This window comes from Nocardia sp. NRRL S-836 (assembly GCF_001279525.1).
Lineage (GTDB): Bacteria > Actinomycetota > Actinomycetes > Mycobacteriales > Pseudonocardiaceae > Lentzea.
Genome location: NZ_LGDY01000058.1, coordinates 31,643 through 57,140 on the forward strand (window position 1 = coordinate 31,643; position 25,498 = coordinate 57,140).

Genomic DNA, 25,498 nt, shown 5'->3' on the forward strand with positions numbered 1-25,498 from the left:
GGACCGGCTCCTCTCCGATCGGCGAGAGCGTTCAGCTCGCCCTGAGCGGCACCGACCACCGCTGCTGCGGCGTGCCGACGCAGTCGTAGATCTGGATCTTCGTGCCGTTGTCGACGAGCCCCGCGTACACGTCCAGGCAGCGCGAGGCCTCGACGTTGACGAACGTGGCGTCCGGGCGGGGGGTCCACTGCTGGCTCAGACCGTTGTGGCAGGTGGCCACCCCGGCCGGGGTGCCGTTGGGCAGCGCGCCGATGTCGAGGCACGTGCCCATGGACCGGATCGCGCCGTCGCCGATCGCGGCCCAGGTCTCGCCCTGCGGGCCGAAGCACTGCCACAGCCACACCGTGCCGTTGGCCGGGTTCTCCCCCTTGATGTCGGCGCACTTGCCCATGCCGACGAGGTTGCCGACCCACTGCGTCTGCGCGCTGAGCCGCCAGACCTGCGCCGGTGCCCCGGTGCAGTCCTGGATGGACTGTCCGGCCCCGTTGGCGGTGCCGGCCGCGGTCAGGCAGCGACCGGACGCCGGGTTGACGACGGTGCCGTCCGGCCGCGACTGCCACTGCTGGTTGGGCTGGCCGTTGCAGTCGAACGGGTTCACCGCGGTGCCGGCGGCCGTGCCGGCGTTGACGATGTCGAGGCACTTGCCGCTGCTGGTGATCCGGCCGTCACCGGTGATCGCCCACTGCTGCGCGGCGTTGCCGTAGCAGTCCCACGACTGTGCCTTGTTGGTGCGCGGGTCACCGCTCGCGATGTCCAGGCACCGCCCGGACGCGGCGTTGACGAGCGCGCCCTGCTGGCCGTGCTGGTCGGGCAGCCGCCAGACCTGGTCCGACCGCGCCGCGCAGTCCTGCAACCGCAACGCCGCGGAACGGTCGGTGGTCGCCGGGGTCAGGCACCGTCCGGATCGGACGTTGACCAGCGCGCCGTCCGGGCGCACCACCCACTGCTGGGAGTACTCGCCCGGCGTGCACGCCAGCAGCACGACGGCGGTTCCGTTGGCGGTGCCGTTGTTCTGCGCGCCCAGGCACTTGCCGACGTTGGTCACCAGGCCGTCGACGGTGGTGGTCCAGCGCTGGTTGGGGAAGTTGTTGCAGTCCCACATCTGCAACTCGGCGACGTTGGGGTCGTAGCCGGGCACGTCGAGGCAGCGGTCGTTGACGCCCCTGATCTCGCCGTTGCGCACCGCGGTGTTGTTCTTGACGCGGAGGTTGCGCAGGTACGTGGTGCGGTACTCGCCGTCGTTCTTGAAGCCGATGAAGCTGTTGACGTACGCCCGGCCGGCGTCGGTGACGGTGTGGCGGTTGACCTCCGCGCCATCGATCTTGACGATCACGGTGTTCCAGGCGACCGCCACCTCGGCGGTGTGCCAGTTGCCCGGCGATAACGCCTCCCCGCTGCGCGCCTTGCCCGGAGTGATCGAGCCGACGCTGCCGTCGGTGCCGATCTCGACCTCCACGCCGTTGCCGCGCGGCACGGCCGGGTTGGTGCCGGGGTCGGGGAACATCACGAACAGGCCGGTCCGCGCCAGCGCCTGGTTGCCGCGGAAGTCGAACTTCACCGTGTAGTCGTTGCCGAACGAGTGCGCGGCGTACCAGGACACGTCGTTGCCCTCGGTGGTCTGCAGCTCACACCCGTTGGCGGACAACGGGGTCATGCCCGCGACCCGCCACGCCGACAGGTTCGTCTCCGCCCGGCCGTCGAACATGCTGGTGTACCCGGCCTCGCCGACCGGCAGGGCGCAGGCGCCGTCGTCGGTGAACTGCGTGCCGCCGAGGAAGTAGCCCTGGGCGTCCAGCGCGAACTGGGCGTTGCCGCGTTCGTTGCGCACGGCCACCTTGCCGCTGGCGCCCAGCGGCGTCAGCACGGTCGAGGACGACCGGCCGCGCTGCTTCACGGCCAGGTTCGTCACCGGCGACCAGCCGATCTCGGCCGGTGCGACCGAGACCTCGGTGCCGAGCAGGTTCTCGGCGGCCGACGGCATCAGCACGGCGGCGGTGGCGGTGGCCGGGACGCCGGCCAGGCCGGTGACCTGGAACCGCGCGGTCTCGCCCTCGCCGAGCGGGCCGGTGCGCTGGCTGCCCGTCGCGGTGTCGGCGATGCGGGCCGGCTCGTCGAGCGGGACGTACTTGCCACCGGCACCGGCGGCGAACCAGCCGACGACGTCGAGCACGGCGTGCGCGCGGCCGGTGCTGTTGCGCAGCCGGATGTTGCCGTCCTCGCCGATGGCGACGATGGAGGCGTTGGAGCGGCGTTCGTTGCGGTTGGCGCTCAGCGCCGTGCCGCCGTTCTCCGTGCCGAACAGGCCCATCGCGGTGCCCAGGGTCGACTCGACGGCGGTGAGGTTGACCGCGACCGCCGTGGCGTTGTCCGGGACACCGTTGGCGCCACGGGCTTTCACGGTCACGACCTCGCCGGGACCGAGCGGGGTGGTGCGCGGGCTGCCGTTCAGGCCGCGGGTGTCGAGCACCCGGACCGGGCTGTGCTGCGGGAAGTAGGTCGACGCGCTGTTGGGGCTGAAGTAGCCGAGCAGGTCGACGTTGTCGAACACCGGGCCCGCACCGGCACGCAGCCGCACCGCGCGGTCGGCGCCGAGCTTGGCGATCACGAGGGCGTTGACCCAGCCGTCACCGGGCTGCACGCGCAGCGTCGTGGCCTTGCTGGTCGACCCGTTCTCCGGGAACACGTCCAGTCCGCTGGGCACGTCGACCGCACCCGACGCCGGGTTGGTGCGCAGGGAGATGTTGAGCGCCACCGCGGTGGTGTCGGTGGGGATGTCCGGGATCGCCAGGGTGAAGACCTCGCCGGCCGCGAACGCCCTGCCCTGGATCACCGAGATCTTCGGGAACGGCGTGTACCCGGACCCGGTCACGACCGGCACGGTGTCCGGCGTGCCCATTGCGAGAACGCCGGTGCCCCACTGGTTGTCGGACTTGCGCGGGTTGGTGCGCGTCTGCAGCGCGGTCTGGATCTGCGCGGCGTCGAGCTGCGGGTTGGCGGACTTCAGCAACGCCGCCGCACCCGCGACGTGCGCCGCGGCCGCGGAGGTGCCGCTGAGGTTCTGGCCGCCGTAGGTGGCGGTGCTGACCCTGGCGAACCCGGTGAGGTCGGGCTTGAGCCGGCCGTCGATCGTCGGGCCCTGGCCGCTGTAGTTCTCCAGGGTGCCGCTGCCGGGCTGGGTCGCGCCGACCGCCATGACGTACGGCGAGGTGGCGGGCTCGGTGACGCTGCCGGCCGGGGTGTTGTACTGCAACGGGTCGCTCGGCCCCGACACGAACAGGTCGAACCGGGTCGTGAACTTCGCGTTGTGGTTGCGCACGTACAGGTAGTAGAACTGCGCCGCCCCGGTCGAGTTGGTGAACGTCACCTCCTCGGTCGGCCGCGCACCACCCGAGACGTCGCGCTGGTTGGTCGTCGACGCCGCCACGATCGCGGAGTCGGTGGGACCGGTCGGCGCCTTGGGCTGCGACATGACGTAGAGGTCGAGGTCCTCGTTCGTCCTGGGCCAGCCGTCCCACCGCAACGCCACGGTGGTCGTGACACCGGCCGCGACGTTGAACCCGTTGTTCTGCGCGGTGCCGTCGAACTCGACGAACCCGTTGCCGTTGGCGTCCACCGCGTTGCCTGCGAAGTGGTCGCGCGCCAGGTTGCCGGCCGCCACGGACCACGTGACACCCGCCTCGCGGGCCTTGCGGACCACGTCGGCGGGACTGCCGGCCTCGCCGGTGCCGTCACCGCGCCCGGAGCTGAGGAACCCGATGGCGGCGGTGATCACCTGAACACCCTGCTGCCGCAACCAGTTCGTGGCGTTCTCGAAGTCGAGCGGCCCGTCGACGCACGCCCCGAACAGCTGCGCGTCGGGTGCCATGTCGTGCACCACCTCGGCCACGGCGGTGCCGTGGCTCGACGACCTGGTGGCGTCGTGGCAGCCGGAGCTGTCGACGGCGACGTTCGCCGGCAGCTCACCCTGCTGCTGCGCCTCGTCGAGCCCGGCGAAGCCGACGTCGATGACGCCGACCTTGACGCCCTGCCCCTTCTTGCCCGCGTTGATCCAGCCGTCGGCCCCCGACGCCTGCACCCCTTCGGAGGTGACGGCCATCGGGATCGCCCGCTCCGGCCGCTTCACCTCCACGATGGACTGCTCCTTGCCCAGCGCCGCCACCTTGTCCTGCGGGACGGCGACCTGCGCGCGTGAGCCCTGGGTGGCCGTGACCTCGCCGCCGAGCTTGGTGACCGCCGTGCGGACGGCCTTCTGGTCACGGCCGTCGACGTAGAGCAGGACCTTGCCGTCGCGGTCCTTCGGGACCGCCTCACCGGGTCGTGGAGCGCTGATCGACTGCGGGACGTCGGCTGTCGCGGCCGTCGGAACCGTTGCCACGCCTGCCGTCCCCAGCAGCAGCGCGACACCTCCCACGACCACGCGTCTCATGCGGTTCATGCGTTTCCTTCTTGTTGTTCGGGCTCGAAGTCGGGTTCGACGCCCTGCAGGTAGGGGTCGAAGAACTCGTGGGTGAACCGGCCGGTGAGCACGTCGCGCAGGAACTCCGACGCGGTGCCGGGGTACTCGCCCCAGCCGGTGAGCTCGTCGTCGCAGAACACCGTCGGCCAGCGCGCCGGGTCCCCGTCCCCGGTGCGCCAGAAGAAGACGTGCCCCTCGGTGCTGCTGGCCCACGGCAGCAGGCCGCCGGGCGCCGGGTACGCCGGATGCGCGGTGTCCGCCGCCTCGCGCAGGACGGCCAGGGCGTCCTGCGCCTCCCACAGGAACGGCGAGTTCCCGTTGGCCAGCCGCACCGGCGAGGGCACCGTGACGAACGAGCTGAAGTACCCGGTCGGGAACCGGTTCACCAGCGCGTGGAAGTCCGGCGGCAGGCCGATGCCGAGCGTGCGTTCCACGTCCCGCACCGCCTCGTCCGCGTCGACCGTGCCGTGCCAGCCGACCAGTGCGGCCAGTTCGTCAACAGCTGGGTCGTGTGCCATTGAGCTTTCCTCCCGGGTAGCCGGATGCCGGGTGCGGGTTGAAGATCCGCTGGCCACAGGTGAAGCCCTTGTCCCCGACCGCGTAGATGTCGATGGCGGAGGGCACCGCGTCCTCCGGCCGGGCGTAGATCGCCTCGACGCGGTAGAAGACCCGCTGGCCGCTCCTGACCGCGTCCGCGATCTCGTTCTCCACGCCGAGCATGTCCGTCTGGTTCACGTCGGCGTCCAGCGGCACGATGTTCTCGCGTCCGCCCTTGCCGAAGAACTGGTAGCCGATCAGGTGGCTCTTGTTGTGCTGCCCGTGCACGTAGCCGACCGGCTTCTGCTCGTAGCGGGGCCCCTTGGGCTTGAGGTCGGTCAGGCACACCGTGCCCACGGTCGCGCGCTGGGCAGGCCAGCCGCGGCTCTTGCCCGCGTAGGGTCCGGTCCAGTTCTTGATGTCCTCCATGTCGTCGTTGAACACCTCGTTGACCGCGACTCCCGGATCGCCTTCGAGACAGCCCTCCTCGTCGGGCTTGCGCTTCTCGTCGGCGCCGACCACCGCGTCGTACGGCTGGCCGATCAGGTCACCGACGATGTCGACCACGGTCGGCGTCACCTTGGTCGCGATGTCGATCAGGGTGTTCGCCAGGTCGGTGATGACGGTCAGCGGGCTGGTCGGGTCGTACGAGGTCGGCGGCCGCACGACGGTGCCGCCGGGTGGTGGCCGGAACGCGGGCTTGTGCAGGTCGGTCCACCAGCGCGGCGGGGGCGGCGGTGCGGGCCTGGAGATCGGCTTCGGCTTGCCCGCACCGGGTCCCCTGTACCCACCGGGACCGGCCACGCACGTCTTCTTCTGCCGGCAGTTGGGAGGCGGAGGCGGCACGACCTTCTGCCCACCCCGGTTGCAGCCGCCGATGTAGTACCTGCAGTTGCGGCCCACCGGGATCGGGTCCTCGTCACCACCGGCCTTGGCGTTGTAGCAGCCGTACCGGGGGCATTCGTCGTTCACCAGCCGTCCGGCACAGTCGGCGTCGAAGAGCGTGTGCTTGACCGGTTCCCAGAACGCGTCCCAAGGGGTCTTCACGTCCTTGGCCACGTTGTACAGGCACTGCGCCATGTCGTGGCCCGAGTCGTCCACTCCGGACAGCGGGCTGCTGTTGCCGTAGGCGTACCGGTTGGCGGCCGAGGACGGCGTCGGGTCGAGCGTCCAGTCGTCCCGGCTGGCGAACCGGCCGGTCTCCGGCAGGTACCAGCGCGCCGACATGTTCACCGCGCCGGTGCCGCCGTCGGTCCAGTCGCCCTGGAAGCCGACGGAGGCCGTGTCACCCGACGACGAGGTCACCGCACCGAACGGGTCGAAGGACCGCTGGCCGTCCACGGTGTTGCTCAGGTACCGGCCCACCACGTCGCCGTGGCTGTCGGCGTAGAGCATCCGCGCGGTACCGGTGCCCTTGTCGGAGAACGCCGACCCGTCCGGCAGCCGGCTGATCGTCCGCGCACCGTCGGACACCACCTCGTTGGTCTGTCCGAGGTAGCGGAACCCGGTGCCGTTGCGCGCGGCCACCCGGTCCAGCGAGTCGTAGGTGTAGCGGGCCGCGCCCATCGCGGTCAGCCGGTCGAAGGCGTCGAACGACGAGCTGTTCACCGCGCCGTCACGGGTCTGCGAGGACAGCGTGCCGCGTGCCGTGTAGTCGTAGGTGACCCCGTCGCCGGAGGTCAGCCGGTTCTGGGCGTCGAAGTCGAACGTCCGGTCGCCGACGGAGGTCCGGTTGCCGGAGTCGTCCCAGCCGTAGGCGGTGGCCTTGCCGGCCTGGTCGGTCCACGACGTCAGGCGGCCGGCGCCGTCGTAGCCGTAGGTGTTGGCGTTCTTGGCCGTCACCTGGTTGTCGCGGTCGTAGCCGTACGTGGTGCCGAGCAGCACCCGTGGCGGCACCCCGACGTCGATGGTCTGCTGCACCTGGTCGGAGACGAGCCGGCCGAGCTCGTCGTAGGCCATGCGCCGCACGGTGTAGCCGCCGAGCGCGCGGTCCGCGACCGAGGCGGCGCGGCCTGCCTTGTCGTAGCCGTAGTCGGCGGTGCGGCCGGTCAGGGCATCGGCCGCCGACGTCAGCCGGCCGGCCTTGTCGTAACCGAACGCGGCCGTGCCGGAGGCGTCGGTGCGGCTCGCGACGGTGCCGTCGCCGTTGTAGGTGTAGGTGGTGTCACCGCCGGGGCCGCGCGCGGTCAGCAGGTTGCCGCGGTCGTCGTAGCGGTAGAGGTCCGAACCGGCCGAGGCGAGCCGGCCCGCGGCGTCGTAGCCGAAGGTGCGGTCGGCGGTCTCGGACTCGGCACCGGAGCCCTGCTCCAGCGTCACCCTGCCCTGCGCGTCGAACGTGCGGGTCACCTCGACGCCACCGGGCTTCGCCAGCCGGACGGCCTGTCCCCCGGCGTCGTAGGACGACGTCCAGGTGGCACCACCGGGTTCGACGACCGACTCGGGCAGGCCCCACGGCGTGAAGGTGTAGGTGGTCGCGTTGCCCCGGCCGTCGACGAACCGGCTGCGGTTGCCCAACTTGTCGTACCCGGTGGTCGTGACGACCTGCTTGGTCGCGGAGACCCGTTCGGTCTGCTGGACGACACGGTCGAGCGCGTCGTAGCCGAAGGTCACGAGCCGGTCCTCGGCACTGCGGGTCGCGGTCACGTTGCCGTTGGGGTCGTAGTCGGTGACCGAGGCGCGCTTCTCCTGACCCGCAACGGACTGCGCGGTCCGCACCGCCCGGCCCAGCAGGTCGAACGACGTCGTGGTCGTGAGCCCGGTCGCATCGGTGACGGTGTTCTGCCGGCCGGCGATGTCGTAGCCGTAGCTGATCGCGCGGGACGTGGCGTCGGTGCTGGACGTCAGCTCGCCCGCCGCGTTGTGGGCCGCCGTGGAGACGTTGCCCTGCGGCGTCTCGACGGACACCGCGTTGCCGGCGTCGTCGTAGCCCGTGCGGGTCGTGTAGTAGAGCGTTCCCGACGGCGTGCGGTCCGCCTGCGTCACGGTGACCCGGCGGCCGAGCTCGTCGTAGGTGAACGACGTCTGCGCACCGCCGGCGTCCGTGCTGAGCAGCAGCTCGCCGTCCTTGGAGTACCGCGACGACAGCACGCTCGGCGAGGATCCGATCTGCGGCAGCGTCACGGTCGACACGCGGCCGTACGGGTCGAACGTCCGCGAGGTGGTGCGCTGCAACGCATCGGTCGTCTTGACCGGGTTGCCCGCGTGGTCGTACTCGGTGCGCGTGCCGGCACCCTTGATCGGCTGCCCGCCCGCCGGTGTGTAGTCCGGCAGCGCACCCGACACCGCACGACCCATCAGGTCGCGCTCGGTCGTGGTCACGTTCCCGGAGCCGTCCCGCGTCTGCGTGACCTCACCGAAGGCGTTGTAGCCCAGCACCTCCGCACGGCTGAAGCCGGTCGTGCGGACACCCGCGACCCACGCGTCGGCCGCGGGGTGCGTCGTGCGCACCAGCTGACCGGCGAGGTCGTAGTCGTAGAACGTGGTGATGCCGCGCCGGTCCGTCGAGCTGCGGACGAGACCGCGCTCGTCGCGGTCCACCGACGCCGAGACGGTGGACGAACTGTCGAGGAACGCGTCCTCGCGCACCTGCAGACCCGCGGCGTCGTAACCGAAGACGGTCGTCTCGACCCGCGAGGGGTCTGCCGCGCCCCGCAGCTCGGTGCGCGTGACGTTGCCGGCGAGGTCGTACTGGTTGGTGGTGACGCGGTTCAGCCCGGCCGGGTCGAACGCGGTCGTCACGACGTTGCCCGCCGCGTCGTGGGCGAACGTCGTCCTGCGGCCGCCCGCGGTGGTCCGCTCGGTCAGCTGCCCGGCCGGGTCGTAGACCCGTTCGTCGAGGGTGACGCTGCGGCCCTGGACGGTGCGGCGCACGTTCGCGAGCAGGTCGTCGTTGTAGTAGCTGTAGGAGGTCAACCGGCCCATGGCGTCCGTGACCGAGGCCAGCCGCCCGGCCGGGTCGTAGGCCCGCGCCTCCAGGGTCATCGAGGTGGCGGCCGGGTCCTCCGGGTTCACACCGGGACCGGAGGCGGCGCGGGACAGCAACCGGCCGCGCTCGTCGTAGCGGTCGGACCACGACGTTCCGCGCACGTCCTTCACGACCTGCGTCAGGCCGTTGTCGGAGTACGACCGCTCCTCGACACCGCCGTCGGCGAACTCGATGCGGGACAGGCGGTCCGCGGCGTCGTAGCCGTACTTCGTCGAACGCGCCGGATCACCGCCGGTGCTGTCGGACAGGGTGGTCTCGAGCAGGTTTCCGTTGCCGTCGAAGCGATGTGTCGTCACCGCGGTGTGCGTGACGCCGGTGACCTCGTTGCGCACGCCCGGTGCGGTCACCTTCACGACCTCGGAGCGCGGCGAGTACTCATACGTGGTCGTGCCCAGGGCACCGTCGCCGCTGTTGACCAGCGACTCGGTGGTCTGGCGGCCGAACAGGTCGTAGCCGTACCGCGTGCGCAGCCCGGTCGGTCCGGTCAGCTCGTCGAGGTCGCCGTTGGCGCGGTAGGTGCGCCTGGTCAGCTCGCCGCGCGGCCCCGTGCTGGTCAGGAGCAGGCCAGCAGGCGCCTTGCCGCCGCCCGCGGCGTCCTCCGCACCGGTCGTGTACGTCGTCGACTCGGTCGGCGCGGTCGTGTACCCGGCCGGGACCGGGCGGGTGACCCGCAATGGCCGACCGGCCGTGTCATAGGTGTAGGAGGTCCGGTACCGGGTGTCGGCCGGTCCGGACGAGCGGGCGTCCGAAGAGGACTCCAGCTTGTCGCGGCGCGGGTCCAGCACCACGTCGGACTTGATGTAGGTGAAGTACTCCGTGTTGCACGAACCGGCGGTGCGGCAGGTCTTGCGGCTCAGCACGTTGCCGCGTTCGTCGGTGGTCTGCTCGGTGCGGAACCCGTTCTCGTCGACGGACGCGGACGGGAACCCGGCGGTGTTGTACTCGTAGCGCGCGACCTCCCCGTCGTGGGTGCGCGAGGTGAGCCGGCCGCCGTTGTCGACGTCGAACGTGTAGGTCCAGTCGCCGTAGCCGGACGGGCCGCGCATCGTGACGGTGCGGGCGGCGTCGAGCACCACCGGGGTGTCGAGCGTCCACAGGCGGCCGCCGTGGTCGGTGAGCGTGCGCACCCGGTCGAAGACGTCGTCGTAGGTCAGGGCCGCGAACCGGCGTTGGTCCTGCGGCAGCTCGATCTTGCTCAGCTGCTCGGCCGGCGCGCCCGCCCGGAAGTGCGTGGCGGCCGCGAGCGAGCCGATGGTGTGCTGGTAGAGCGCCACCTCGTCGATGGCACCGGAGAAGTAGAAGTCGCCGCCGTTGGTGGCGGGCCAGCCCTTGGCGTTGCCCGCGCCGAGCGTCAACCGGCCCTGCCCGCGGTGGTCGACGAACCCGAGCAGCTCCTGGCCCACCGCGACGCCGTCGACGTACATGAGCTGCCGGTCGATCGCCGCGGACAGCACCACGTGGTGCCACCTGTCGTCGTCGACCTGCCGCGTGCTCACGATCTGACGCGGCCCGCCGTTGTCGCGCAACGAGAAACCGCCGTACAGCAAGCCGTCCGTGCCGACGTACAGGATGGGCGTCGACCTGCCACTCGCGGGGAACTCCTGGTCGGAGTAGCTGAGCAGGGTGCCCTGGCTGCCGGTCTTGAACCACAGCTCGACCGCGAGCGACATGGTCGAGGTGGTGAGCTGCTCGGGCAGCGTCACGTAGCTGCTGTTGCCGTCGAACGTGCCGGACTTGTCCCCCGTGCCGCCGAGCGCTCCGGTACCGCCGAACAGCACACCGTGCTGCTTGCCCGCGTCCGCGCCGTCGCGGCGGGCCACGGCGTTGCCGACGGTGTCACCGCCGGTCTCGCCCAGCCGCCAGTACGCGCGGGGCTTGTTGTCGAGCACCGTGCTGCGGTAGTGCGAACCCTGCTGGTAGCCGTAGGTGGTGCAGTTCGGCGCGGCTCCCGGCGCGCACGCCTTGGTCAGCCTGTCGCCGTCGTAGGTGTAGGTCCAGGTCTGGTCGCCGCCCGCGGTGACGGCCGTGACGTGCGTGCCCTGCCACGTCATGCGCAGGGCGCGTTTGCTGACGTCGTTAGTGATCACCGAGACCCGGTCGGAGGTGTCGTAGGTCAGCGTCTCGGTGAGCCCGGCCGGGTCGGTGATGGTGATCAGCCGCCCGAGCTGGTCGAACGTCCAGCGGCTGCCGGAGACGTCGCGCATCGTGTAGATGCCGGTGTCCGTGCGGTACACCAGGTCCACGTTCTGGCCGAGCGGGGAGGCGTAGCCGCCGTCGGGGTTGCGGCCGAAGCGCACCTGCCGCCCGGTCGGGAACGTCAGCACCTCGTTGCCGGACCGGTCGTCGTCGTGGCGCAGCCGCATGTCGAGCCGTGAGGCCCACCCGGCGCCGAACGCGGTGTCGCGGCGCGGGTCGAGGCTGTTGTAGGTGCGGGTGATCGTCAGGTCGGGGCCGACCGTGGCCACGGACGCGTCGGTGACGACGGTCGAGTAGTTGCCGATCTGCGGGTCCAGGCCCGGTCCCTCGTTGCCGTCCGGGCTGCCCGCGAGGTGCGAGGTGATCTCCGGCTGGTGCACGCGGGTGGTGAACGACAGCCGCACGCCGTCCTTGACGCTCACCCAGAACGGCGTCTCGTTGACGGTGTCGAAGACCTTGACGCCCCAGAAGTACGTGCGGCCCCAGAACAGGTTCGGCGGCGCCCACGACTGGGCGGTCCAGCCCGACTCCTGGCAGTCGCGGGTGAGATCGGGATCGGAGCAGACGCGGTACCGGTAGGTGAGTCCCTTGCCCGGCCAGCCGTCCGGGTCGGTGCCCTCGGCGTACAGCGTCGGTGTGAGCGTCTCCACGACGGCACCGGCGCCGGGCTGCTGCAGGTTCGACGTGGGCGCGACGTTGTTCACCTTCAGCGCGAACTCGCCGTACGGGACCTCGTAGGCGACGAAGAAGTCGTTGCCCTGCGGATTGAACATCGTGAGGAAGACCCGGTAGTCACCGGGGGTCAGCGGGTCGATCGGCACCTCGAAGGTGTTCGCCTGCCCCGGCGCGACGGTGGCCTTCCAGCCGCGCGCGGTCCGGATCTTCGCGCCGTTCTGCTGGATGATGTAGCCGAACTCGAAACCGTTGGTGGGCGTCCACGTCGTGGCGCCCAGGTTGGTGACCTTCGCGGTGATCTTGCCCGCGGTCGCGGCGGTGGGCAGCGTGATCGCGGGAACCTCGAAGCCGACGCCCTCCGGTGAGTAGCGCACGTCCAGGAACGGCTTCTTCGGCGAGTTCGCCGAGCCGAAGCGCATGCCGTTGGGGTCCGCCTCGTCGGACGCCCGCAGCCCGAACCCGTGCGGCACCGCCGTGCCGTGGGTCCACCTGGTCATCAGCTCGTAGTTGAGGGGGAACGCCTCCCAGGCCGACCCGCCGCACGCGGCGCCGTGGGCGAAGGACCTGGTGGACAGCACCTGACCGACGTCGGCACCCGGCCAGGTCGTGTTCGCGTCCCACGGCCTCGTCACCTCGAACACCGAGACCGACCGCGGCGCACAGGTGGTGGACTCGACGGCGAACACGTTCAGCGAGGCACCGAGGACGAACTGGTTGCGCAGCGTGCCCAGGGCGTCGGAAAAGCGCAGGTAGGACCGTGCGACGCCGCCGGAAAGCCGGCCCGTGCGCAGCTCCTCCGCCCCGGCGCCGGGGTTCAGGCCCTTCTGGACGTACAGGTCGTCCGCGTTGGCGTTGAACTGCGCGGCCGACGGGTCGACCACGACCGGGTAGGCGCGGGCCGGGTCGTGCAGCCAGGCCTGGTCCAGGTCGACCTTCAGCTGCCAGCCCTTGTCCACTGTGGACAGGTGGTAGCGGACACCGGTCGAGCGCGCGCCCGCGGCGTCGTCCATGAAGCCGGCCGGGACGACGCCGACGACCTGGTTGCCGTCGCGCAGCTCGATGGCGCCGCTGTCGGTCAGGCGGGGTTCGAGGTTGGTGAGGCGCAACGTGAACGTGTAGGTGGTGGCGGTGTCCGCGCGGTCGAGGACCAGTTCTTCCTTCAGGCCGGTGCGCTGGGCGGTCAGGCGCAGGCCGACGCCGGGGCGGACCTGCGGGTAGGTGATGGACGCGCCGGTGACCTGGCCGGGTGCGGCCGCGGCGTTGTCGAGGGTGAACTCCATGCGGTGGCGGTCGTCGAACGCGATCGCCGCGGTACCGTTGCCGGTGCGGGCGAAGGCGGTGCCGACCGCGCTGACCTTGGGTTCCCAGCGGTCGCCGCGCTGGGTCAGCGCGAGGTCGACGGGCTGCCAGGTGCCGTCGGGCTGCCGGACGTTGGCCGGTGTGCCGTGCAGGCGCAGCGTGCGCGTGCCGTCGGGGTTGTCGAACGTCTCGGTGGTGGCGGTGCGGTCACCGGGGCGTTCCTTCGCGGCGGGGTCGATGCCCGGCAGGTCCGGACCACGGGTCAGCTGTGGTGTGACCTGCTGCGGCACGGCCACGTCCGGATGAGCGTCGCCTTTGGACAGTTCTGCCCGGTCCGCCACGGCACCCGGCGGTCGTGGCTGGTCACGCCGGGGACCGGTCAGCGCGGCCGCGGCGTTGGGGGCGTCATGCGCCACACCGTCCGCTGTGCCGCTGACCTGCTGCGGAGCCTCGGTCGACGCGCCCGCGGGCAGCGCACCGGACAAAATGGACACTGGCATCGAACCGGTCGAACCGGTTGCGATGAGCAGCAACACGACTAGAACTGCGAGAAAACGGCGCGCGACAACGACATGTCTGTGCATGACAAAGCCCCCAGTGCCACCGGATGCCTCCCTCTGACACCCGAGCCGGGGCGAACATTGCTCGGCCGACCTTGCACGGACCTGTCACGGGTCTGATAGACACGAACCCACTGGGGGGAGGGCATCGGTGAGAGCACGGTTTCAACTACTGGGAGAAGTCGGCGTCACGGTGGCCGGTGAGCCGGTTCCGATCAAGCACGCACGTGTGCGGTGCGTCCTCGCGGCGCTGCTCGTCGACGCGAACCGGACGGTGTCGGCCGACACGCTGGTCGAACGGGTGTGGAGCGAGCGGTTGCCGCGGCAGCCGCGCGACGCCGTCTACAGCTACCTGTCACGGCTGCGGGTCGTGCTGGCCGGGGCGCAGGACGTGGAGCTCGCACGGCGTTCGGGCGGGTACGTGCTGCGGACCGATCCGGCGGCCGTCGACCTGCACCGGTTCCGCGCACTGGTGGCGGACTCGGCCGGGCGACCGGACCAGGTGCGGGCCGACCTGCTGGCGCAGGCGCTCGGGCTGTGGAGCGGCGAGGCGCTGACCGGCGTGGACTCGACGTGGGCGGCCGCGGTGCGCGAGGCACTGGAGGGGGAACGGCTGGCGGTGCGGCTGGACGACCACGACGTCCGGTTGCGGCTCGGGCGGCACGCCGAGCTGGTGGCACCGTTGAGCACGCTCGCCGCCGCCAGGCCGCTGGACGAACGGGTCGCGCACCAGCTGATCGAGGCGCTCGCCAGCAGCGGGCGGCAGGCGCAGGCGCTCGCGCACTACGAGACCCTGCGGAGGCATTTGGCCGACGAGCTCGGCGTGGACCCGAGCCAGGAGCTGCGTGAGCTGCACCGGCGGCTGCTGTCACCGGCGGAGGCGCCGTCGCGGGACGTGCCGCGGCAGCTCCCGCTGGCACCGGCGCACTTCCAGGGCCGGGTGGACGAGCTGCACGCGTTGTCGGCCGGGCACACCGTGCTGATCACGGCGATCCGGGGTGCGGGCGGGATCGGCAAGACGTGGCTGGCGCTGCACTGGGCGCACGGGCACGCCGGGGAGTTCCCCGACGGTCAGCTCTACGTGAACCTGCGCGGCTTCGACCCCACGACGTCGCCGACCGCGCCCGCCGTGGTGCTGCGCGGGTTCCTCACGTCGCTGGGCACCGCGCCGGACAGCCTGCCCGACGACGTGGACACGCTCGCCGCGATGTACCGCAGCGCGGTCGCGGACCGCAGGATGCTGGTGGTGCTGGACAACGCGGCCGACACCGCCCAGGTCGAGCCGCTGCTGCCGGGCACGGCGTCGTGCCGCACGCTGGTCACGAGCCGGCAGCCGTTGACCGGGCTGGTGGCCACGCACGGCGCGGTGCCAATGCCGTTGGACGTGCTGACCGACGACGAGGCGTCCGAGCTGCTCACGGCCCGGCTGGGCGCGCGGGAGCCGGAGGCGATGGCCGACATCGTGCGGCACTGCGGTGGTCTGCCGCTGGCGCTGGGCATCGTGGCCGCGCGTGCCGCCGTGCGCAGAGACCTCGGCCTGGCCGAGATCGCCGCGGAGCTGCGGTCGGCCCGGCTGGACGCGCTGGACACCGGTGACCTGAGCCTGCGGGCGACGATCTCCTGGTCGCACCGGGCGTTGAGCGCGCCCGCGTCCGTCCTCTTCGGACTGATGGGGCTGGCGCCCGCCGTGGACCTGAGCGTCGCCGCGCTGGACGCGCTGGCCGCGGCGGACTCCTCGGCCGCGGTGGCCGAGCTGGAGGCCGCGCACCTGGTCGTGCGCACCGGTCCCGGCCACTACCGCATGCACGACCTGATCCACCTCTACGCCAGCGAGCAGCCCGTGTCCGGTGGGGAGGCCGCGCTGACCCGGCTGGTCGACCTCTACCTGCACACCGCGCACATCGGCGAACGGCTGCTGGAACCCGACCGGCCGCCCTACGACCTGCCCGACCCGGCACCGGGTGTGGTGCCGGTCCCGCTGGCGGACAAGCAGTCCGCGCTCGCGTGGTTCGACGCCGAGCACGCCATGATCCTCGCGGTGCAGCGCATCGCCGCCGACCACGGCTGGCACCGCCGGGTGTGGGCGCTGGCCTCCACCACCACGTCCTACCACTGGCAGCAGGGCCACCGCGCCGAGCCGCTGCAGGTGCTGCGCCTCGCCGTCGCCGCCGCGAAGAACGCCGGTGAACAGGCGATCACGGCCCGCCTGCTGCACACGCTCGGTCACATGTGCGCCCGCGCCGGCCTGAACGCCGAGGCCCTCGCCCACCTGGAGGAGTCGGCGGCGACCAGCGCCGCCCTCGGCGACCCCCTCTCCGAGGGCCACGCCCAGCTGGTGCTCGCCCGCGTCTGGGGCCAGCAGGGCGACTACCGGCGGGCCAAGCAGCACGCGGGCGCCGGCCTGGAGCTCTACCGGGTCTCCGGCGAGCCGGGCGTGGAGGCGTTGGCGCTGAACAATCTCGGCTGGATCTGCGCCAACCTCGGTGAGTACGAGGAGGCGCTCGCCCACTGCGCGGCCGCCGTGCCGATCCACCGCGCTGCCGGCCGCTGGGCGGGCGTCGGCGAGACCCTCGACAGCATCGGCTACATCCACGAGCAGCGCGGCGCGCCCGCCGAGGCCGCCGTCGCCTACCGGGAGTCCGCGGACACGTTCTGGGAGGTCGGCCACCACTTCGAGGCGGCGGTCACGCTGGAACGGCTCGGCGGCGTGCTCGCCGCCGTGGGCGACCGGACGGGGGCGCGGCAGGCGTGGAAGCAGGCGCTGGAGGTGTTCCGCGGGCGTGGGCTCGCGGAGGCCGATGCGCTGGAGCAGCGGCTCGCCTCGCTGTGAGGGCGCTCGAGAACCTCACCGAGCGAGGTCGATGACCACCTTCCCGGGGTGGTCGACGGTCTCGGCCGCGATGGCGGTGACCAGCTCCGGGAACTCGGCGAGGCTGATCCGCCGGGACACCAGCCGGGCCAGCGGGAAGTCGTCCGGGTGCTCGGCGTGCAACCGGAACGCCTCCTCGTAGTCCTCCTTGCCGCACCCGTACGCACCGGACACGTGCAGCAGCTTGCCCTGGTGCGCAACGGGTTCGAGCAGCTCCCGGCGGCGGATCGTGTCGACGTCGGCGTCGGTGCCGGGGAACCGGTCGCCCTTGCGCGTGCCGCCGTAGACCTGCAGCACACCGCCGTCGGCGGCCAGGCCGCCCGCGACCGCGAGCAGTGCGGGCGTGGCGATCGTCGGCACCACGATCACGACGTCGAACTCGCCGGCGTGACCCGCCGCCTGGTCGAGTGGCGCGATCTCGTCCGCGGCCAGCAGTTTCCGGTCTGCGGCGAAGTCACGACGCATCTCGCCGCGGTTGAACACCACGACGGACGCACCGAGGTGCTTGGCGTACATGGCGAACATCAGCCCGGAGCAGCCCGCGCCGATGACGCCGACGCGCCTCCCGTCGAACGACGGCCACTCGACCAGTTCGAGCAGCTTGCGCACGGCGTGCACGATGCACGCGAACGGTTCGGGCATCCAGATGTCGTCGAGGATGTCGGGCGAGCGGACGACCGTCCGGTCGAGCGTGGGAGCGGTTCCGCGCACGAACAGGTACTCGGCGAACCCGGTGGTGCGGTTCGGCGTCACGTTCGGGTTGAACGTGACCCGCTCCCCCTCGGTGAACCCGGTGTCGGCACCGGCGAAGGCGACGAACCCGACGAGCTCGTGGCCGAACAGCGGGCCGCGGTCGGTGGGGATGTCGCGCGAGCCGACGACCTCCTTGGTGTCGGCGCGGCAGATCCCCAGGTAGCGCGGCTTGATCACGACGGTGTCGGCGCCGAGCGCGTCGTGCGGGAACGGAACCGAGCGGACGCTCACCGTTCCGTTCACCAGTTCGATCGTGGAGTAGGTAGCCGGAAGCACTGCGGTCCCCCAAGGGTGTGCGAGGCGGCGGCGTCCGGGGACGCCGCCGCCTCTGGCCGGTCAGTCGTGCGCGGTCGCGAGCTCTTCCCGCCCGGTCGGCGCGTTCTTGCGGTCGTTGCGCCACGACAGCAGCGTGAGCGCGAGGCTCACCGCCGCCACCAGCGACGCGGCCAGCGGCACCGCGCGGACGCCGAAGCCCTTGTCGATCACCACGCCGCCCAGCCACGCGCCGAGGCCGTTGCCGAGGTTGAACGCCGAGACGTTGACCGACAGGGCCAGCGTCGGCGCCGCGACCGCGACGGACTGGATGCGCGCCTGCAGCGACGGGATGATCGAGAAGCCGATCGCGCCGAACAGGAACAGCGCGACGGCCGACATCACCGGCACCGGGCTGACCAGCCAGAACAGCGCGAGCACGACGACGAGCGCGGTCAGCACGGTCGTGACACCGCGCATGACGTGGCCGTCGGCGAGCTTGCCGCCGGCGAAGTTGCCGATCACGGCACCGATGCCGAACACCACGAGCAGGGCCGCGACGGTGCCCGCGGTGAACTCGCTGACGTCCATCAGCAACGGCACGACGTAGGTCGAGGCGGTGAAGACGGCGCCCTGGGCGAGCACGGTGATGAGCACGGCGAGCTGCAGGTTGCCCTGGGTCAGGACCTTGACCTCGGCCTTCAGCGCGCCCTCCGCGGGCCGTTCGGGCGTCGGCAGGGCGGACGGCACGAACACCGCGATCAGCGCCACGGTGATCGCCGCGACGATCACGATGGCCCAGAACGTGGCCTGCCACCCCAGGCGCTGGCCCAGGAACGTGCCCAGTGGCGCACCGAGGGCGTTGGCCAGGTTGAAGCCCAGCGCGATCTTCGCCATCGCGGAGCCCTGCTTGTCCACCGGGGAGAGCATCGCCGCCATGTTGAACGCGACCGCGACGAATGTGCCGTGGCTGAGCGAGGTGAACACCCGCGCTGCCATCAGCAGGTTGTAGTCGGCGGCCAGCGCGGCGACGACGTTGCCGAGGACGAACAGCCCCATCAGGCCGAGCACCAGCGTCTTGCGGGGGACGCGGGTGGTCAGCAGGGTGACGAACGGGCCGACGATGGTGACACCGAGCGCATATCCGGTGACCAGCAGACCGGCCTGGGGCAACGTGACGCTCAGGTCCGATGCGACGACCGGCAGCAGCCCGGAGATGACGATTTCCGCGGTGCCAACGCAGAACACGCCGAGCATCAGAGCGAACAGGACTATTGGCACGGGTATCTCCTCAGTTCAACGCGAGGCGGACCCACTCGAGGTCCGCGCCGAGACGGCGCAGGTCGCCGTCCCGGTGGTCGTTCTCCAGCACGAACACGTCGGTGTGCTCCAGCTCCCTGATGGCGCCGAGGACCGCGGGGGCGTTGACGCTCAACGGCAAGCGGTCGTCGGGGTTCTTGAGGTGCACCTGGTCGGCGAGGGTGTCGCCGGCCGCTCTGATGACCTCGACCGGGTCGAGCCCGGCCTTCGCCGGGTTGCCGGTGTCCAGCACGATCCGGAACGCGGACGAGCCGACCTGCTCGATGAGCAGGCGCAGCTCGCTGGGCTGGAGAACGTTTTCACTGGCCAGCAGCAACCCGCGGCGCTCGGCCTCCGCGCACGCCCAGCGCAGGACCTCGGCGGTCCTGGCGAGCTGGCGCGGCCCGGTGATCGCGCTGCGCCGGAAGCTCGGCAGGAACACCAGTCCCGCACCAAGCTCGACGGCCGCGTGCAGGGCCCTGGTGATCACCTGCCGCACCTCGGCGGCGGCGTCGGCGACCGTGATGCCGATGTCGTTGAGCGTGTTGACCGAAACGGCGAGCGGGGCGATCCCGGTCCGGCTGAAGGCCTTGCGCACGGACCGCAGCCGTTCCGGCGCGTCGAGCGCGGGTGCGCGGCACGGTCCGCCGAGGTCGAGCTGGATGCCGTCGACGCCGAGCCGGGCCGCGAGCGAGACGGCGTCCGGACCGGTCACCGGCAGCCGCCAGTCGACCAGGCCGATGCGGGTCACAACCGGCTCCGGTCGCTCTGCGACACCGGGACGCCGCGCCGGACCGACTCCCACGAGCCGTCCGGGTTGACGATCAGGCTGTCGCCGTTGTGCGCCTTGCCCTTCGTCTCCGCGAGCTCGACGGCGAGCGGGCCGAACGTCTCCGGCCGCATGTAGCCGGAGTAGTCGAAGTCGCTGGGCCGGCGCTTGCGGATGCCGGGCGAGTCGACCATCCCGGCGGGCAGCACGGACACGAACCGGACGCCGTCCTCCTCCTGCCGGACCGAGTCGACCAGTGACGCGCCCGCCGCTTTCGTTGCCGCGTAACCGGAGCGGCCGGGGCCGCCGTTGAACACGACCTCGGAGGAGACGTTGACGAACAGGCCGTTGCCGGCGCGGAGTGCGGGCAGGGTGGCCTGGAGGGTGCGCCACAGCCCGGTGAGGTTGACCTCGACCTGGTGGCGCCACTGGGCCAGCGGCGTCTCGGCGAACGTCGCGCGCTTGTCGCCGTAGTACACGGCCGCGAACGCCACCGCGTCGAGCGGGCCCAGGTCGTCCAGTGCCGTCGCCGGTGCCGGGTCGGCGAGGTCGATCGCGGCCCACCTGAGGTCGTTGACGGGCTTGGTGCGGCTCAGGACGAGGACGTCCATCCCGTTGCGCGCCCAGGCTTCCGCGATGGCGGCGCCGATCCCGGTGGAGCCGCCCACCACCAGTCCGCGCTGTCCTGCGAGCATCAGGCACTCCCTTCCGGCGCGATGCGCACCGCGAGCTTGATCAGCCGTCGGCCGTGCACGGTCCGGTCCCGCGACCCGGCCAGGTGCCGCATCACGTGCGCGGCCTCGTCGAGGTCGACGACGTGCGTCACCAGGTCCCGGTAGCGCTCCGGGTGCTCGGCGAGCTCCCGCGCGGCCGTGCGCAGGTGCCGGTTCGCCACACCCCGATGACCGAGCAGCCGGACGCTGCCCTTCTCGGTCCGCACGGTGAACCGCAGTGCCGGGTCCGGTACGCCCGCGCAGTTCGCCGCCCGGATCGCGGCCAGGTCCGCACCCGGCAGCAGCGGCGTCCGCGCCCCCGGCGGCAGGCCGCCGAGCAGGTCGATCGTCACGTCGCCCTTCAGGCTGCGCAGGGTCGTGTCGAGGCAGCACAGCGTCGCGTCGCGCGGGGTGGCGAGCAGCACCGCGACCCGTTCACCGGCGGGCAGACCGGCCAGCAGCCCGACGCCGTCGACGTCGTGCAGCGCACGGACGACGCCCGCAACGGGGTGCTCGCGGCTCCAGTCCAGCCCGGCGCCGGTGTGGTGCAGGTGCACGACCCGCGGGACGCCCGCCGCGCGGACCGCGAGGTGGCCGACAATCCCGTCGCCGAACACCACCAGCGTGTCCGGCCGGTGCTCGGCCAGCATGCCCAACGCGTAGTGCACGACCGCGAGCGGTTCGAGCAACGCCGCCAGCTCCGTGCTGTCCGCTGTGGACAGAGGCAGCACCAGCCCGTCACGCACAGCGGAACCCGCGATGAGGACGCGTTCCTGCAGCAGGCCGTCGACGTTGTGCCCCAGCAGGAAGTCCGGATCGCCGGGGTGGGTCGGGTTGACGCACACCAGCGTGCCCGGCGCGAGCTCGGGCGCGACGCCGCCGCCCGCCGCGACCACGCGGGCAACGCCCTCGTGACCGATGACGGGACTCGGGTCGGACCGCAGGCCGCGCAGCATCTGGATGTCGGTGCCGCACAGGCCCGCGAACGTCGGCGCCACCAGGATCTCGTGCTCACCGGGGGTCGGGGTGGGCCGGTCGAGGACCGAGACCGTGCCGGGGCCGCGCACAACGGCCCGGTGGGTGGCGCTCATCCGGCACCACCGCCCGCCGCACCCGCGCCGACCGCGGCCTCCACAGCCCCCGCACCTGCGGTGACCACGCCAGCGGCCGTGCCCACACCCGCTGCCGCGCCAGCCGCAGCGCCCGCGCCCGTGCTCACGCTCGCCGTCCCGGTGCTCAGCACCGTGGCCGCACCCGCCGCCGTGGCCGCGCCAGCCGAAGCTCCCGCGCCCGCCGTGCCCACGGCCACCGCCCTCGTGCCGAGCACCGCACCCGCCGACGCGCCCGCACCGGCCGCCGCGCTGGCCGCGATCCCCGCCCCGACCAGGCAGTCGGCCTCCCCCGGTCCCACCACCACGATCCGGTCGGCGACCCACTCCGGCGTGTACCTGCTGGTCAGGTACAGCCCGGTCCGTTCCAGGTGCGCCAGCAGCGCCTCGCGGTAGCGCCCGCCGAACGAGGTCGCGACCCCGCCCGTCAGCACGATCCGGTCGAGGTCCGGGTCGAGGCACAGCGCGGTCCGCAGCACGTCCGCGACCGGCGCGGTCACCGCGGCCAGCAGCTCTGCCGCCAGCGCGTCACCCGCCTCGACCGCGGCCGTGAACACCCGCTCGAACGCCGCGCCGGTGTCCGCGAGCGCCGATGCCGCCCACTCCTGCGGGCGCCGCTGCCGAAGCACGTCCGCCATCCGAGCGATTCCACGTCCAGAGGAATAGGCCGCCAGGTGTCCCGGTTCGCCGCAGTCGCAGTGCAGCACCACCGGCGCGCCGGCCAGGTGCGCCACGGCGGGCAGGTGCCCGATCTCGCCCTGCAACCCGCTGGCGTCCAACGGGATCCGCCCGCGGTCGAGCGTCCGGCACGCGATGCCGGTGCTGATCGTCGCGAGCAGCACCTTCCGGTCGGTGGCGAACCGGGTCGAGGCGACGTGCAGCAACGCCGCCGTCACGTCGTTCACCACGTGCCAGTCCACATCGGACCGGACCGAGCGCAGGGCGCCCAGCAGGTCGAACGGTTCGTCGTGCGCGCCCCACAGCGGTGCCGAGGCGTACACCGTGGCGTTGTGCTGGTTCATCGCCGCGCCGAACGACACCCCGGCCACCGCGCCGTGCGGCACCTCCGCGCAGATCGTCTCCACGAGGAGCCGCCGCAGTTCGGTCACCGGCAGCGACGGGTGCGAGCGGAAGCTGGGAGCGGGCCGGCTGCGCCGATCGCGCAGCCCGCCCCCGGCGCTCCAGCTCGCCCACCTCAGGTGGGTGCCGCCGACGTCCACGACGGTCGTCACGCCAGCGCCGCGAGGGCGCAGTCGGCCTCGCGCTCGTACACGAACTCCAGTGCCGCGACGAGCTCCTCGTACTTGAGGTCGTTCACGAACACCGCCGCGCCGATGCCCTTGGTGAGCGGTACGCGCTGGAGCCCGTCGCGGTGCTTCAGGGCGTCGCCCAGCGCCTCGGCGAGCAGGTCCGCGGTGAACACCGGGTTCGTGATCGGCAGTCCGGCCAGCGACATCAGCCGGATCGCGCGGTCGGCGTCCACAGTGGAGATCAGGCCGCGGTTGTGCGCCAGGGCGACGCAGATGGCCATGTCGACGGCGACCGCCTCGCCGTGCAGCAGCGGCGGGTCGGCGCGCAGCTCCAGCGACGGGCTGAACGTGTGGCCGTAGTCGACCGAACGCTCCAGCTCGTGCTCCCACAGGTTGGGTTCTAGCTCGTCGAGCATGCCCGCGATCGACCGCGACAGCACCTCGCCGGTCGCGGAGCCGTGTCCGGCGAACGCGTCGGCGTTGATCTCGGTGACCGTCGCCTCCAGCAGCTCGAACAGCGCGACGTCCTTGATCAGCGCCATCTTGATGATCTCGGCGAGGCCGTTGACGACGTGCCGGTGCGGCAGCGTGCGCAGGAACTCGGGGTCGATCAACGACGTCTCGGGCGCGGCGTACGTGCCGAGGCGGTTCTTGTGGTGGCCGTGGTTGATGCCGGTCTTCACGCCGATGCCCGCGTCGATCTGGCCGACCAGCGTGGTGGGCACCCGCACGAACGGCACACCGCGCCGGTAGAGGCTCGCCGCGAGGCCCGCGACGTCGAGCACGACACCGCCGCCGATCGCGACGACCTTCTCGGTGCGGCGCAGGATGCCCATCCTGGTCATCGCCTCGGTCATCTTCACCGCGGCGTCGAGAGTTTTGGCGGCCTCGTCACCGGACACCGGCTCCACGAACGGCTCGATGCGCCAGGCGTCGAAGTACGCCTGGAGCCGCGGGCCGTACAGCTCCTCGACGACCGCGTCGATCACGACCAGGCAGCGCGTCGGCCTTCTGCCGTTCGCACCGCAGGCCTTGGCGAGCGCCGAGTTGTCGGGGTTGAGCAGGTTCCTGGTGATGCTGACCTCGTAGTCGATCAGCTGACGCGCCTGCACCCGCCAGTGCAGACCGGGCGGCTTGGGGAGCTCGAACACAGCGCCCATTCGTGGTGTGGCGTTGGGAACGGAGCTGGTCATGGTGGTGTTTCCCCCTAGCTGAGAATTCGTGAGTTGCGCATGCCCCGGTCGGGGAGCCTTGCGGTGCTCCGGAAAAGAGCGCACGCCAGAGATCCCCCGAAATTGCCGGCTTTCCCCAGTTGCGACACTGCAACGCGATTGGGCAGCATGGTGGTGACCGAAAGTTACTGCCCGAACTCATGACACCACGGGGTGTACAGGGTGTCAATCGGTTGACATGTCAACCGACCGTGACCTTCTTAACCCGCTTGAACGCGACTCACCTGCGGGGATTCGTATTGCCAGCGGGAGTCAGCGATGCTAGCCGGGGGCGGCGGCGGACGTAGGACGTTGCACACGCCGCCTACGCCCCCGGTCAACCACTACTCAGCGCAACAGTGTTTCGTTCTGTTTACAAAATCGTTCCATCAGGCGGCGCGATATCCGGGAATGTCCTCGATCCGGTGATAGACGGGCAGTCCGCGTTCCTGAGCGATCCGCACGTCCTGATCGGCTCCGGTCGACGCACCGGGCAATCGCAGCACGGCGTCGCATTTGTCGAGCAACCGCTCGGCGGTCGGGTACATGATCTCCTCGGCGATCGGGTCAGCGGGCGAGCCACCACCGGCGCCGCGCAGCACCGGCAGCGCCACCCACTCGCCGATCATCGGCACGTGACCGCTGCGGAAGATCGGCCACGCGGCCTCCTCCAGCCGTTCGAGGTTGCGCGCCATCAGTTCCGGGTCGTCCCCGGTGCCGGACCGGTAGGGCCCGGCGATCAGAATCAGCATGCCCCCGACCATAATGTGCAACACTCGGCAGAAACAAGGAGAAACGTGCATGCTGGCTGCCCAACGTCGTGACCTGCTGCTCGAACGCCTGCGCACCGACGGCCGGATCGTCGCCAAGGACCTCGCCACCGAGGTCGGCATCTCCGAGGACACGATCCGCCGCGACCTGCGTGATCTCGCCGCCGCCGGCCTGTGCCAGCGCGTCTACGGCGGCGCGCTGCCGGTGTCCCCCGCGATCGCCGACTACACGACCCGCCGGCAGGTCTCGGTCTCCGGCAAGCAGCGCGTCGCCGCCGCCGCGGCCGCCCTGGTCGAACCGGGCAGCACCGTGATCATCGACGGCGGCACGACCGCGTTGGCCGTCGTGCGCGCGTTGCCGTCAGATCTCGCCGCCACGGTCGTCACGCACAGCCCGACGGTCGCGAGCGCGTTGGAGAACCACCCGGACGTGGACGTCTATGTGATCGGTGGACGGCTCTTCAAGCACTCGATGGTCGCGTGTGGTGCCGCCGCCGTGGAGGCCGCACGGGGCGTGCACGCCGACTTGTTCCTGCTGGGCGTCACCGGCGTGCACCCGGAGGCGGGCCTGACCACCGGTGACGCGGACGAGGCGGCGATGAAACGCGCGCTGGCGCACCAGGCCGCGGACACCTACGTGCTGGCCAGCTCGGAGAAGATCGGTGCGGCGTCCCGGTTCTCCGTGCTGCCGTTCGCGGAGGTCGCCGGGGTCGTCACGGACGCGGACAACGAGGTCGTAGCCGCTCTGGAGGTGCCGATCATCCGCGCGTGAACCGACCGGCCGCGCGTGCGGCG

At 71.6% G+C, this 25,498-nt stretch carries 13 protein-coding genes; 2 read left to right on the plus strand and 11 right to left on the minus strand.

Annotated elements, in window-relative coordinates; genetic code table 11:
* Window positions 1-31 precede the first annotated feature (31 nt).
* Genes ADL03_RS07080 through ADL03_RS07090 form a run of 3 tightly spaced genes read right to left on the minus strand, consistent with a single transcriptional unit; the run spans window position 32 to window position 13,648 of the window.
* Window positions 32-4,435, minus strand: a complete 4,404-nt coding sequence (locus tag ADL03_RS07080) for a ricin-type beta-trefoil lectin domain protein (RefSeq protein WP_053732546.1) — start codon at window positions 4,433-4,435, stop codon at window positions 32-34.
* Window positions 4,432-4,974, minus strand: coding sequence for a hypothetical protein (locus ADL03_RS07085; protein ID WP_053732547.1), 543 nt, complete (start codon window positions 4,972-4,974; stop codon window positions 4,432-4,434). Before ADL03_RS07085 ends, ADL03_RS07080 begins: the two co-directional genes overlap by 4 nt.
* Window positions 4,952-13,648 carry a LamG-like jellyroll fold domain-containing protein gene (locus ADL03_RS07090; protein WP_157528277.1) on the minus strand — a complete coding sequence of 2,899 codons (8,697 nt, stop codon included), beginning with the start codon at window positions 13,646-13,648 and terminating at the stop codon, window positions 4,952-4,954. The genes ADL03_RS07085 and ADL03_RS07090 overlap by 23 nt, the downstream gene beginning before the upstream one ends.
* 211 nt (window positions 13,649-13,859) lie before the next feature.
* On the opposite strand from ADL03_RS07090, the gene ADL03_RS07095 reads away from it, so the two are divergent.
* Window positions 13,860-16,538: a BTAD domain-containing putative transcriptional regulator gene (locus tag ADL03_RS07095; protein ID WP_063798498.1), complete on the plus strand. Its 2,679-nt coding sequence runs from the start codon at window positions 13,860-13,862 to the stop codon at window positions 16,536-16,538.
* A 15-nt stretch (window positions 16,539-16,553) separates the two neighbouring features.
* Here the strand turns inward: ADL03_RS07095 and ADL03_RS07100 are convergent, their stop codons facing one another.
* From ADL03_RS07100 to ADL03_RS07135, 8 genes are all read right to left on the minus strand, one after another.
* Window positions 16,554-17,573, minus strand: coding sequence for an alcohol dehydrogenase catalytic domain-containing protein (locus ADL03_RS07100; RefSeq protein WP_197288164.1), 1,020 nt, complete (start codon window positions 17,571-17,573; stop codon window positions 16,554-16,556).
* A gap of 93 nt (window positions 17,574-17,666) precedes the next feature.
* Entirely contained in the window at window positions 17,667-18,863 is a 1,197-nt protein-coding gene (locus ADL03_RS07105; protein WP_063798499.1) for an MFS transporter, read from the minus strand.
* A gap of 10 nt (window positions 18,864-18,873) precedes the next feature.
* A complete protein-coding gene (locus ADL03_RS07110) occupies window positions 18,874-19,632 on the minus strand; it encodes a sugar phosphate isomerase/epimerase (protein ID WP_053732551.1) in 759 nt (252 codons plus the stop codon).
* Window positions 19,629-20,345 (minus strand): SDR family oxidoreductase, encoded by a 717-nt coding sequence (locus tag ADL03_RS07115; RefSeq protein WP_053732552.1) that lies wholly within the window; start codon window positions 20,343-20,345, stop codon window positions 19,629-19,631. The genes ADL03_RS07110 and ADL03_RS07115 overlap by 4 nt, the downstream gene beginning before the upstream one ends.
* The gene (locus ADL03_RS07120; protein WP_063798500.1) at window positions 20,345-21,454 is read right to left on the minus strand and encodes an alcohol dehydrogenase catalytic domain-containing protein; all 1,110 of its coding nucleotides are present in this window, start codon (window positions 21,452-21,454) and stop codon (window positions 20,345-20,347) included. The genes ADL03_RS07115 and ADL03_RS07120 overlap by 1 nt, the downstream gene beginning before the upstream one ends.
* Window positions 21,451-22,704 carry an ROK family protein gene (locus ADL03_RS07125; RefSeq protein ID WP_053732554.1) on the minus strand — a complete coding sequence of 418 codons (1,254 nt, stop codon included), beginning with the start codon at window positions 22,702-22,704 and terminating at the stop codon, window positions 21,451-21,453. Before ADL03_RS07125 ends, ADL03_RS07120 begins: the two co-directional genes overlap by 4 nt.
* Window positions 22,701-23,915 (minus strand): sedoheptulose 7-phosphate cyclase, encoded by a 1,215-nt coding sequence (locus tag ADL03_RS07130; RefSeq protein WP_063798501.1) that lies wholly within the window; start codon window positions 23,913-23,915, stop codon window positions 22,701-22,703. Before ADL03_RS07130 ends, ADL03_RS07125 begins: the two co-directional genes overlap by 4 nt.
* A gap of 407 nt (window positions 23,916-24,322) precedes the next feature.
* A complete protein-coding gene (locus tag ADL03_RS07135; RefSeq protein WP_231641596.1) occupies window positions 24,323-24,685 on the minus strand; it encodes a hypothetical protein in 363 nt (120 codons plus the stop codon).
* 49 nt (window positions 24,686-24,734) lie between these two features.
* On the opposite strand from ADL03_RS07135, the gene ADL03_RS07140 reads away from it, so the two are divergent.
* Window positions 24,735-25,475 carry a DeoR/GlpR family DNA-binding transcription regulator gene (locus ADL03_RS07140; RefSeq protein ID WP_053732556.1) on the plus strand — a complete coding sequence of 247 codons (741 nt, stop codon included), beginning with the start codon at window positions 24,735-24,737 and terminating at the stop codon, window positions 25,473-25,475.
* Window positions 25,476-25,498: the final 23 nt, after the last annotated feature.